This window comes from Blautia stercoris, assembly GCF_054657695.1.
Map to the genome: position 1 here is coordinate 581,327 of NZ_BAAHYF010000001.1, position 12,769 is coordinate 594,095.

Annotated in this window: 10 protein-coding genes and 1 other annotated feature; all 10 genes read right to left on the reverse strand. The window is 38.5% G+C overall.

Translation table 11 applies throughout. From position 1 onward, the window contains the following. Nucleotides 1-6 precede the first annotated feature (6 nt). Nucleotides 7-1,443 carry an acyl-CoA carboxylase subunit beta gene (locus ACYQ2D_RS02890; RefSeq protein ID WP_022303497.1) on the reverse strand — a complete coding sequence of 479 codons (1,437 nt, stop codon included), beginning with the start codon at nt 1,441-1,443 and terminating at the stop codon, nt 7-9. Nucleotides 1,444-1,698: 255 nt separating this feature from the next. After that, nucleotides 1,699-2,490, reverse strand: a complete 792-nt coding sequence (gene trpA, locus ACYQ2D_RS02895; protein WP_459784575.1) for a tryptophan synthase subunit alpha — start codon at nt 2,488-2,490, stop codon at nt 1,699-1,701. Continuing rightward, the gene (gene trpB / locus ACYQ2D_RS02900; RefSeq protein ID WP_022303495.1) at nt 2,483-3,667 is read right to left on the reverse strand and encodes a tryptophan synthase subunit beta; all 1,185 of its coding nucleotides are present in this window, start codon (nt 3,665-3,667) and stop codon (nt 2,483-2,485) included. Before trpB ends, trpA begins: the two co-directional genes overlap by 8 nt. Nucleotides 3,668-3,671: 4 nt before the next feature. Further along, nucleotides 3,672-4,283: a phosphoribosylanthranilate isomerase gene (locus tag ACYQ2D_RS02905; protein WP_459784576.1), complete on the reverse strand. Its 612-nt coding sequence runs from the start codon at nt 4,281-4,283 to the stop codon at nt 3,672-3,674. Next, nucleotides 4,270-5,067, reverse strand: a complete 798-nt coding sequence (trpC, locus tag ACYQ2D_RS02910; RefSeq protein ID WP_459784578.1) for an indole-3-glycerol phosphate synthase TrpC — start codon at nt 5,065-5,067, stop codon at nt 4,270-4,272. The genes ACYQ2D_RS02905 and trpC overlap by 14 nt, the downstream gene beginning before the upstream one ends. Nucleotides 5,068-5,081: 14 nt before the next feature. Continuing rightward, nucleotides 5,082-6,683, reverse strand: coding sequence for a bifunctional anthranilate synthase component II/anthranilate phosphoribosyltransferase (locus ACYQ2D_RS02915; RefSeq protein WP_459784579.1), 1,602 nt, complete (start codon nt 6,681-6,683; stop codon nt 5,082-5,084). Beyond that, nucleotides 6,680-8,146 (reverse strand): anthranilate synthase component I, encoded by a 1,467-nt coding sequence (trpE, locus tag ACYQ2D_RS02920; protein ID WP_459784581.1) that lies wholly within the window; start codon nt 8,144-8,146, stop codon nt 6,680-6,682. Before trpE ends, ACYQ2D_RS02915 begins: the two co-directional genes overlap by 4 nt. 139 nt (nt 8,147-8,285) lie before the next feature. Further along, nucleotides 8,286-8,563: a binding site (T-box leader), on the reverse strand. Nucleotides 8,564-8,613: 50 nt separating this feature from the next. Beyond that, complete coding sequence (locus tag ACYQ2D_RS02925; protein ID WP_459784582.1) at nt 8,614-9,675, reverse strand: hypothetical protein; 1,062 nt, start codon at nt 9,673-9,675, stop codon at nt 8,614-8,616. 270 nt (nt 9,676-9,945) lie between these two features. Further along, a complete protein-coding gene (tyrS, locus tag ACYQ2D_RS02930) occupies nt 9,946-11,169 on the reverse strand; it encodes a tyrosine--tRNA ligase (RefSeq protein ID WP_459784584.1) in 1,224 nt (407 codons plus the stop codon). Nucleotides 11,170-11,544: 375 nt separating this feature from the next. After that, a complete protein-coding gene (locus ACYQ2D_RS02935) occupies nt 11,545-12,768 on the reverse strand; it encodes an NAD(P)/FAD-dependent oxidoreductase (RefSeq protein ID WP_459784586.1) in 1,224 nt (407 codons plus the stop codon). Nucleotide 12,769 lies beyond the last annotated feature (1 nt).

Genomic DNA, 12,769 nt, shown 5'->3' on the forward strand with positions numbered 1-12,769 from the left:
CCTCGCTTAAACCGTGCCGTGTTTTTTACTTGGACGATTTTCTCTTTTTGTGAATAACATTTCAAAAGCACCAATCACATATTTTCTTGTATCTTCCGGCTCGATGATTGTATCAACATAGCCTCTCTTTGCAGCAGAAAGTGCACTTGACTGAAGCTGTGCATATTCTGCAGCTTTTTCATTGATTGTTGCTGCATCACTGTCTGCGTACATAATTTTTGCAGCGAGCTTTGCATCCATCATACCAATCTGGGATTCCGGCCAAGCAAATACCATGTCTGCTCCTGTTGATTTGCTGTTCATCGTCAGGTAAGCACTTCCAAATGCTTCTCCAACTACAACATTTACTTTCGGTACAGTTGCGTTTGCAAATGCATAAGTTAAAGATGCTGCTGCTTTTGCAATATTCGCTTCGGAACATTTTGTCGCTTTATAGCCTTTTACATTTGTCAGAGTCAGTACCGGAAGTTCAAAAGCGTCACAGAATTTCACGAAATCAGCTGCTTTTTTGCATCCTCTTACTGATAATACATTATCAAATGTCTCTGCTTTTTCTCCTTCTGCATTGTAAACTTCACTGCGATTTGCAACACATCCTACAGTTGCTCCGTTTAAACGGATAAATCCAACAACCATATCTTTTGCATAATCTGCTTTTACCTCAAAGAATTCCTGGTTGTCTGCAAGAAGAGAAAGTGCGATAGAAGTATCACCTGCGCAGTTTACAAGTTCAGGGCATACACGATTTAAATCATCTGTGCACTCTACATAAGCAGAATTATCTTCGTAGTTTGATGGAAGCAGGGAAACTAATTCTCTCATTTTTGCAATGATTTCATCTTCGCTTCCTGTTACATCTGCAAGTCCGCTTTCTTCGCTCTGATATTTGGCACTTGATGTATCGCATTTGGAAATTTCATTTCCATCTAATGCATTTGGAGAGTTTACAAATAATTTTGCTTTCTTCTCTTCCATAAATGTAAAGTCTGTAAGACCTGGCATAACCGCAAGTCCGCCACCACATGTTCCAAAGATTCCTGTAATCTGAGGAATGACACCGGAAGCTGCAACCTGTTTTGCATAGATTTCACCAAATGCATTTAATGCATCTGTTGCTTCCTGAAGTCTGAAACCTGCACAGTCTACAAGACCGATAACCGGAGCACCTGTCTTCATAGCCAGTTCGTAGAGTCTTACGATTTTTTTTGCATGCATCTCACCGATTGTTCCGTTTAATACGGATGCATCCTGGCTGTATACATACACCAGGCTTCCGTCAATTACGCCATAACCGGTAATAACACCATCAGATGGTGTTTCCTTTTCAGATAAGTTGAAATCAGTGCTTCTAGCTGTTACACAACTGCCAATCTCAACAAAACTGTTCTCATCAAGCAAAGCTTCAATTCTTTTGCCTGCCAAGCTTTGTGCTGTATTACTCATTGATCAGCCCTCCATATATTTTTATTTGCGGATTTCTGCACCTATTTGACAGTGAATCCTGTTCGCGCAGAAACCACATTTTGGTTTTTCGCTCTAATGAGTTGAAGAACAAAACCAATTTCTGCCGATTTTAATTGTAACCTGTTTTTCAATTTTTTTCAACTAAAAAATTGTGAATTTCTTATTAATCTGCAAGCTGAAAAAACAGCCGGCTCTTTTTTAATAGAATCGGCTGTTTTAAACTTATTTTCTGGATTATTTACTTTCTTTATCCGCTTTTTCTACGGCTTCTTTCATGCTTTTAACGTACTCTCCTACGTAAGGAACGCTGTCTTTTCCATATTTTGCTATAATTTTAACGATTGCAGAACCCACAATTGCTCCATCCGAAACTTTTGCCATCTTGTAAGCCTGTTCCGGAGTCGCAATTCCAAATCCGACTGCGCACGGAACATCTGTTGTCTCTCTTACTGCTTTTACCATTGCCCCAATATCTGTCTTAATTTCATTTCTGACACCGGTTACACCTAAAGACGAAACACAGTAAATGTATCCCTGTGCTTTTTTTGCTATCATTTTAATTCTTTCATGAGAAGTCGGTGCAATCAGCGGAATAATGTCCACTCCGTATTTTTCACATGCCGGTGCAAGTTCTTCCCTTTCTTCATAAGGCATATCCGGTACAATCAGACCATCAATTCCACTTTCCACACATTGTTTCATAAAACGTTCTTTTCCATAAGTGAAAATCGGATTAACATAAGTTAAAAATACCATTGGAACCGTAATTTTTTCTTTTGCACGTTTCAACATATCAAAAATTTTATCCGTTGTGCATCCTTCAGCAAGCGCTCTTTCATTTGCCTCCTGAATGACTGGTCCTTCTGCTGTCGGGTCTGAAAACGGAATTCCAATTTCAATTAAGTCTGCTCCTGCTTTCTGCATTTCATATAATAACTGTTCTGTCACATCAAGTGTCGGGTCTCCCGCCGTTACAAACGGAATAAATGCTTTTTTGTTCTCAAATGCTTTTGCTATTTTACTCATAGATTTCCACTCCTCTATATCTTGCAATTGCTGCAACGTCTTTATCTCCACGACCGGATACGGTCACTACAATAATCTGGTCTTTTCCCATCGTCGGTGCCAGTTTTCTTGCATAAGCAACAGCATGAGCACTTTCGATTGCCGGAATGATCCCCTCTGTTTTTGAAAGATATTCAAAAGCATCTACTGCCTCATCATCTGTAATTGGAACATACTGAGCTCGTCCGGTTGCATTTAAATTTGCATGCTCCGGTCCGATTCCCGGATAATCCAGTCCTGCTGAAATCGAATATACCGGTGCAATTTGTCCATATTCATCCTGACAAAACAAGGATTTCATTCCATGGAATACTCCTTCGCTTCCTTTTGCAATAGTCGCTGCATGTTTATCGGTATTAATTCCATGTCCTGCTGCCTCACATCCAATTAATTTTACCTCTTTATCCGGAATAAATTCATAGAATGTTCCCATTGCATTACTTCCGCCACCGACACAGGCAATCACTGCATCTGGAAGTCTGCCTTCTTTTTCTCTTAACTGTTCTTTAATTTCCTTTCCGATAATTTTCTGGAAATCACGCACAATCATTGGAAATGGATGCGGTCCCATAACCGAACCAAGCACATAAAGAGTATCATCCATTCTCTTTGTCCATTCACGCATAGTTTCATTTACTGCATCCTTAAGAGTTGCTGTTCCGCTTGTCACCGCATGTACTTTTGCACCTAACAGTTCCATACGAAATACGTTTAATGCCTGTCTGTCCGTGTCTTCTTTTCCCATGAAGATTTCACATTCCATTCCCATAAGTGCTGCTGCGGTTGCAGTTGCCACCCCATGCTGTCCTGCTCCGGTTTCTGCAATAACACGAGTTTTTCCCATTTTTTTTGCAAGCAGTACCTGTCCAAGTACATTGTTGATTTTATGAGAACCGGTATGATTTAAATCTTCTCGTTTTAGATAAATCTTTGCACCGCCTAAATCTTTTGTCATTTTTTCTGCATAATATAATAAAGATGGGCGACCTGCATAATTTTTTAATAAATCATCTAATTCTTTATTAAATTCAGGGTCTTTACTATATTTTTCATATGCTTCCTCTAATTCTAAAACTGCATTCATCAATGTTTCCGGGATATACTGTCCTCCGTAATTTCCATATCTTCCTTTACTCATTTTTTTATCCTTTCCGTACTGCTTCTATAAACTGCTGTACCTTTTTTTCGTCTTTATACCCATCTGTCTCCACTGCACTGCTGACATCTGCTGCAAATGCATCACAGTTTTTCAATTTTTCTGCCACATTGCTTTCACTTAAACCGCCGGCGATAAAATATGGCTTTGAAACCACTCCTAGGAGTGAGATATCAAAGGGTTTTCCACTTCCCCCATACTGTCCTTTGATATAAGTATCAAACAGAAGATAATCACAGGAAAGAGATTCTACTTTTTGAATCTGTTCTCTGCTTCTCACCCGCACAGCTTTTATTATTGGTTTATTGGTAAATGCTTTTAATTTTTGTATGTATGCTTCGTCTTCCTCTCCGTGAAGCTGAATCAAGTCAATGATTCCGGCATTCGCAATTTGGGCGACTATCTCCGGTTCTTCATTTACAAAAACTCCCACCGGACAAATTTCTTTTTCTAACTGCTTTGAAAGTGCTTTTGCCTCTTCTTTTGTCACTTTTCTGGAGCTGTCTGCAAATACAAATCCAACATAGTCTGGTTTCAAACGATTTACTATTAAGATATCTTCTTTTCTTCTTAAACCACAAATCTTAACTTTCTTCATGGTGTTCTTCCCCTTTTAAGAAACGAAGCATTTTTGCTTTATCCGGACTGCGCATCATGGTTTCACCAATCAAAACCGCATCAACTTTATTTTCTCTTAAAGCTTTAATCTCTTCTGGTCCTTTGATTCCGCTTTCTGCCACAAATAAAATTTCCGGTGGTACAAAATTTCTTAAGTTTGTGCTGTTTCCTACATTCACAGAAAAATCCTTTAAATTTCGGTTATTCACTCCGATAATTTTCGCGCCTGCACGAACTGCCTGCTTGATTTCCTTTTCATCATGTGCCTCTACAAGCGCAGATAAACCAAGCTCTTTTGCAATTTGAAGATAAACTTTTAACTGTTCTTCTTCTAAAATCGCACAAATCAAAAGTACAGCACTTGCACCTAATATTTTCGCTTCATAAATTTGATATTCATCCACTACAAAGTCTTTTCTTAAAACCGGTATCTTTACTTCTTTTGCAATCTCTTTTAAATATTCATCTTTTCCAAGAAAATATTTCGGTTCGGTCAGGCAGGAAATTGCATCCGCTCCTGCTTCATTATACTCTTTTGAGATCTGAAGATAAGGAAATTCTTCGGCAATGATTCCCTTCGACGGAGACGCTTTTTTTACTTCACAGATAAAACTCAGGTCCGGTTTTCTCAACGCTATCTCAAACGGAAATCCTGTATTTTTTTCCATGCTCTGTGCGTCTCTTTTTACTTCTTCTAAAGAAATCTCTTTCTTCTTTGCCTCCACACGAAGCCTGGTATCTGCCGCTATTTGGTCTAAAATCATATCGGCGCTCCTCCTTATACTTCCTTTGTCACTTTCACAAACTCTTCTAATTTCGCAAGTGCTTTCTTACTGTCAATTAAATCGGCTGCCATCTTGACACCTTCTTCAAGCGTAATTCCATCAATTCCGAGATAAAGGCTCATTCCGGCATTTAACAACACTGCATTTCTTTTTGCTCCTCTTTCTTTTCCGGTTAAGATTTCTCTTGTAATCTGTGCATTTTCAACCGGTGTTCCACCTATCAGCTCTGATAATTCACAACGCTTTATTCCAAACTGTTCCGGTGAGATCGTATAGGTTTTTGTTTCTCCAAAACGAATTTCACAAACAGTAGTTTCTCCAGTTACGGTAATTTCATCAAGTCCATCTGAACCGCAAACTGCAACACCTCTTGTAACTCCAAGATTTCCAAGCACTTTTGCAAGTGGTTCTACCAGCTTTTTATCATAAACCCCAAGTAACTGCATGGTTGCCGCTGCCGGATTGGAAAGTGGGCCTAAAATATTAAATACTGTTCTTTCTCCCATCTCTTTTCGTACCGGTGCGGCATATTTCATAGAAGAATGATAAACCGGTGCAAACATAAAGCACATTCCTGTCTGATTTAAGATAGTTTCATTTTGTTTTGCATCTAATGCCACATTTGCACCCAGATTTTCCAATACATCAGCTGCACCACTTTTGCTTGAAACACTGCGGTTTCCATGTTTTGCTACCGGAACACCACCAGCTGCTACCACAAAAGCAGAAGTAGTCGAGATGTTAAATGTTCCAACTTCATCTCCGCCGGTTCCTACAATATCAATGACTTCTCTTTCCGGCTTGATTTTTACACCTTTTTCTCTCATCACCTGCGCAAATGCCGTAATTTCATCAATTGTCTCACCACGCATGCGAAGTGCAGTTAAGAAAGACCCCATCTGAGCCTGTGTTGCGGTTCCATCCATCATCTCTTCCATAACTTCTCTTGCCATCTCGTAAGACAAATCTTGTCCATTCATCAAAGTATGAATTGCTTCTTTAATCATAAGTCTGTCTCCTTTACCTGCCTTTATATTCAAAAAATTTTCCAGTATCGTTTTTCCCTTCGGGGTTAAAATAGATTCCGGATGGAATTGTAATCCATAAACCGGATATTCTTTATGTCCTACTGCCATAATTTCACCGTTTTCATCTGTTGAAAGCACCTGCAGACAGCCTGGAATCGTATCTTCATTTGCAATCAGAGAATGATATCTGGCTGCATCAATCTCTTCTTCCATTCCTGCAAAAATCGGACTTTCGGTTTCGATTTTTACACGACTCTTCTTTCCATGCATCAACTTTCTTGCATGAGTAATCTTTGCACCATATACTTCACAGATTGCCTGATGTCCCAGGCAGACCCCTAAAATCGGGATTTTTCCCTGTAATTTTCTTACCACTTCTTCACATACACCGGCATCTTTTGGATATCCCGGTCCTGGAGATAAAATAATATGAGAAGGTTTTAATTTTTCAATCTCTTCTACACTCATTGCATCATTTCGGATGACTTTGATATCCGGATTAATTGTTCCGATTACCTGAACCAGGTTATAAGTAAAACTGTCATAGTTGTCAATTAAAAGAATCATACTTCGTCTACCTCCTCTGCATTTTGAATTGCCTGCATCACGGCTGCTGCCTTATTTGCAGATTCTTCATATTCTTTTTCCGGAACGCTGTCTGCTACAATACCGCCTCCGGCCTGCACATATACTTTATCGTCTTTCTTTACTGCCATTCGAATTGCAATGCAGGTATCCAGATTTCCTGCAAAATCGAGATATCCAAGTGCCCCACCGTAAATTCCTCTTTCTTCGCTTTCTAACTCTTCAATAATTTCACAGGCACGAATCTTCGGGGCTCCGGAAAGTGTTCCTGCCGGAAGTACTGCTTCAATTGCATCTAATCCGTCTTTCGATGATTCAATCTCACTTTCCACTTGAGAACAGATATGCATAATCTTGGAATATCTGTGAATCATCATGTATTTTGTCACGTCAACTGAACCGAATTTACTGATTCTTCCAAGGTCATTTCTTCCTAAGTCGACTAACATATTGTGTTCCGATAACTCTTTTTCATCGGATAATAAATCTCTTTCAAGTTCTTCATCTTCTTCTCGGTTCTTTCCTCTTGGTCTTGAACCGGCTACAGGAAACGTTGTCAATCTTCCATTTTGCAGACGAACCAGAGTTTCCGGAGAACTACTCATCAATTCTTCCTCATCAAAGTGCAGATATACCATATAAGGAGATGGATTGGTTGTTCTTAATACACGGTAAGCATTTAACAGGCTTCCTTTCATTGGACTTGTAAACTGTCTGGAAATAACTGCCTGGAAAATATCGCCGTCTTTAATGTACTCTTTTGTTTTTTCTACAACACTGCAATATTCCTCTTTGCTGACGTTACAGGTAAAATTAATATTTTCTATCTCCTTTGGAAATTCCGGAATCGATGCATTTTTAATCATAGCTGCAATTTTCGCAATTTCAGCAGTTGCCTCTCCATAATTTTCCATTACCCGATCTGTTTTCATATTTACGATAATACAGATTTTCTGTTTTAAATGGTCATAAGCAATGACTTTATCAAACAGCATTACATCATAATCCGGAAAGGTTCCTTTTTTAATTTTTAAAACCGGCTCTGCATATCCAATCATCGAATAAGCAAAATAACCTACAAACCCTCCTGTAAATGGCGGCATTCCCTCTAATTTCGGTGAACGGTAATCTTTCATAATCTCACGAATGATTTCCAGAGGTTTTTCGGTTTGATAAGTTTCCTGTTTTCCTTTTTTCTCAACTACCACTTCATTTGACCGGCAGGTCACACGCATAATCGGGTCATATCCGAGAAAGGAATATCTTCCCCAGGTTTCGCCACCTTCAATACTTTCTAACAAATAATATCTTTTTGAAATTGCAGAGATTTTTCTAAGTAAAGTAATCGGTGTTGTGATATCTGCATAAATTTCTTTGCAGACCGGAACAACCGAATATTCTTCTGCTAATTTTAATATTGTATTGCAATCTGGTGTTATTTTCATATCTGCCATCCTTTCTGAATATGTTTTCTATCCAAGAACAAAGAATGTACCAAGGCACATTCTTGCGGAGCGTTTTTTTAATTCATAAGACGAAATTTCTTATGAATTAAAAAAGGCTCTTGTCCCATTAGATTTTCTCTAATGGGACAAGAGCCTTTTTATTTCTCGCTCCTGCGGTACCACCCAAATTATCCAGGTTTTCCTGAACCACTCTTCCCATGTACTATCATACACGCCCCATTGATAACGGTTGGGATTTCCCGTCAGCGTCTACTTTTTTTCAAATTTCAAGCTGCCCTCACAAGTCCATTCAATAAAAATTCACATTGCTGTAATTCCACCATCTACAACTCTCTGTAACAGATCTCTCTGCTTTAACGGATTTCTTTATTTACTCCTCTTGTTCAACGGTTTAAAGTGCTATTCACTTAAATTTGTTATAAGTATAGTCCTCATTTTTTCATTTGTCAACTTCTTTTTTCCAGCTCCGCTATCTTTTTTAGTAAAATTTCCTCCCTGTCCTGCATTTCCATTCGTTTTGTTTCCCATACTGCCGGATTCTGAACTTTTAGATAATTCAGACATTTTGACACATATTGACTTAACAACACAATATAAAGAGAATAGACATATTCTTTTAAACTCTGCTCATTTTCAAATCCTCCAAGTTCCGTTAAAATCTCAAATGTCTGTTTATCAATTTTCTCTCCACAAATCACATTCCGGTCAATTCCTCCTAAATGGAACAAATTCTGCAGGTAATAATCAAACTCTTCTTCTTTTTTGTTTAAAAATCCGGTAATTGCCCGATATGGATACTTCATCTGTTTTCTTAAAATTCGTAAAAATTCCATACTTTTTTGTTCTGCTTTAGCATTTTGAAATGGATATTCCATAACCTCTGCTTTTGGACTGTTCCAAATAGTATTTCTATCTAACATACATTGAAACAACAGGGCAGAATTTGTGTCAGGAAGAATTTTCACCTGAAAGACTTCTGCCAACAGATATACAATACAAAGCTGACTTAAGCCCATTGCCGGCTGTTCCGTATACAGACCTGCCCATTCTTGAATTTTATGAAATTTTACACTTGGTCTTTCAAACAGTTCCTCTCTGACCTCACACCAGCCTGCCGTTATCATCTCAATCAAACTCTCATAACTCTTTTTTGCCTCTTTTTTCTCGCCCTCTCGAATTTCAAACAACATTCCAAGCACGACCTGGGCATAATAATATTCTTCATATCCAAGACAGGATAAAAAATACTCTCCATGATATTTGGATGCTTCGAATAACTTTTGATAATGTAAAATCTGAAGAACTGAAAATTGTTTCATCTTACCTTTGCATACCGGATTATGTACCACTGCAAACGTAAGAAAATAAGTCACATCAAGACAGACTTCTTTTTCTTTGACTTCATAAGCATTTTCTTCACGGATGGCATTTTTTTCTGGCTCTTCACATATTTGTCTTTGTTTTTGACGTACTTTAAGTCCATTAAAAATAATTCCTGTTTTTTTCATAGATGACCTCCTGTTTCAGGCGGATAGAAGCAGTATCTTTTTTTTGATAAAATTTCTATATTGTGGATAATCGATGAGATTTCATCTTTGATTTTGTAACTGAATAAAATGAATAGATTTCTGTTGATTTGCTGCGAATGTTTTTTGTTCAATCCGCCTTTTACTTTGTGATATCAGACTATCACACCATACAGTAAAAAGCAACCATTTTTGCCTTTCTTCTTTCTGAAAAAAAGACAAATATAGTTGCTTTTGTATCTTACTTTTATCTTACTTTAAAATTACTTTTGCAAATTTCTTCTTACCTCTTTTGATAACAATACCGTCGCCTTCCAAGTTTTCCTTTACAACCATAAATTTGATGTCCGTTACTTTTTCACCATCAATGGAAACCCCACCCTGTTCGATGGCACGTCTGCCGTCAGAACGGGTAGACGCAAGATTACTCTTCTGAAGCAACGTAATTAAGTCCACTTCTCCTTCTGTCAAATCTGCCTCTTCGATTTCTGTTGTCGGCATATCTGTTGCATTTCCTTTAGAGAATAATGCCCTTGCACCTTCCTGCGCTTTCTTTGCCTCTTCTTCTCCGTGTACAAGTCCGGTCAGTTCATAAGCTAAAATTTCTTTTGCCTGATTTAACTGGCTTCCTTCCCATTTATCCATTTCGTCAATCTGTTCTAACGGCAGGAATGTAAGCATACGCAGGCATTTTAATACATCAGCATCACTTACATTTCTCCAGTACTGATAGAAATCAAACGGAGAAGTCTTATTCGGATCAAGCCATACAGCTCCGGACTGCGTTTTTCCCATTTTCTTTCCTTCGGAGTTTAAGAGCAGATTAATGGTCATTGCATAGGCATTTTTATTTAATTTACGACGAATCAGTTCCGTACCGCCAAGCATATTGCTCCACTGGTCATTTCCGCCAAACTGCATGTTACATCCGTATTTCTGGTATAACATGTAAAAGTCGTAACTCTGCATAATCATGTAGTTAAATTCCAGAAAGCTTAATCCTTTCTCCATACGCTGTTTGTAGCATTCTGCACGCAGCATATTATTGACAGAAAAACAAGAACCAACTTCTCGTAATACTTCAACATAATTCAATTTCATCAGCCAATCTGCATTATTTACCATCATTGCTTTGTCATCTGAGAAGTCAATAAAACGACTCATCTGTTTCTTAAAACAATCACAGTTATGCTGAATCGTTTCTTCTGTCAGCATCTGACGCATATCCGTACGACCGGATGGATCTCCAACCATACCGGTACCGCCTCCGATTAAGGCAATCGGTTTGTTTCCTGCCATCTGCAGACGTTTCATCAGACACAATGCCATGAAATGTCCAACATGAAGACTGTCTGCGGTCGGGTCAAATCCAATGTAAAATGTTGCCTTTCCATTGTTTACCAGTTCTCTGATTTCTTCTTCATCTGTTACCTGAGCAATTAAACCTCTGGCAACTAATTCTTCATAGATTTTCATTGTTTTTTCTCCTTTTTTTGATATAAAAAAACTCTCATCCTTTCTAAAAAGGACGAGAGTCTATCACTTTCGTGTTACCACCTTTATTTACAGAAAACTCACATTTCCTGCCTCTATAAGTACAGCTTTTTTGCGATACTTGAGCACAATAACGAGTGCCACTCCGTTACAGCCTACTAAGCAACTCTGCCATTCGGTGCAAAGCTTAAGGATGTATTCATCTTCCAATGTTTTTCTGCGCCTCTCATCTTCCGGCTGCTTTCTGTAGATTCCTTCGGTGACTACTTGTTCCTCTCACTGCTTTTTTCTATCTGAAATTTCTGTCTTAAGACAAACAAAGTATACCCAGAAAATACGGACTTTGTCAACCCCTTTTTAAAAATTCCAGACATATTCTCCATTTTCTTTGATTCCATAGAAATCACTGAAATTCAGCGCAAAAATATCTTTTTTGATACCCGCTACCGAAATTTGATTTTTAATCAGGTACTGCCAGATTCCTGCATGGGAAATATCTCCCTGAAGCAGTACTCCTGCTACTTTTCCATCTCGAATGATAACTCTTTTATAGTTAGAAGCATCTTCTCTTGTAATCACCACATCTGTCTCTTTTGGTACAATTTCGCCAACGCAAAGTGAATTTAATCCAAAGAAATTAATCGTGTTTTTAGCGGCAAAGCGATCCGTATAAGGGACACGTCCGCCCATCATGTTAAGTGCTGCGGTTTCTCCCTGTTTCTGAGCATTTGGCCAGATTCCGGAAAGTCCGGTTACATCTCCCGCTGCATAGACATCTTTTGCTCCTGTCTGCATAAACTCATCTACTTTCATGCCTCTGTCGACTATGATTTCCTCTGTCTCAAAACCTGCTGTTGCACTTCTCACTCCGGCTGCCACAATAATCAAATCCGATTTTAATTCTTCTCCATTGTCCAAAATAACCGTCGTAATTTTTCCGTTCTCATCCATTTTTGTTTCTGCTGCTTTTCTTCCAAGATAAAACTTAGCTCCTGCAGATTCAAAACGTTTCTGATATTCTTTTGCTGCTGTCTTATCAAGCTGTACCGGAAGAATCCGGTCTGCCATTTCAACAATTGAAACATTCTTTCCTGTTTCCATCAGACCATAAGCTGCGTCAAGCCCAACCAGACCTGAACCGATAATAACAATATTCTCCGCTTCTTTGGCAGATTGGTCAATTGCCTGTGCATCACTTAAATGTCGAAGACCAAAGACATTTTTTGCCTCTCTTAAATTTCCAACCGGAGGAATAAAACTGTTTGCGCCTGTTGCGATTAAAAGTTTATCATACTCAACTCTTGTTCCGTCTAAAAGTTCGACCTGCTTTTCTTTTACATGAAGCTGTTTTACGCTCTGTGCTTTATTCCAGATAATCTGATTTTCTTCAAAAAAATTCTCCGAAATAAAACTTAACTGTTTTTCATTTCTTTCATGAGAAAGATATTTATGCAGCATACATCTTGAGTGAACCTGGGTATCAAGAGAAATCATAGTAAGAGAAGATTCTTTATCTGCTTTTCGTATTGTCTTTGCAGCCATGATCCCTGCTGCTCCAACACCAATAATTACATACTTCATC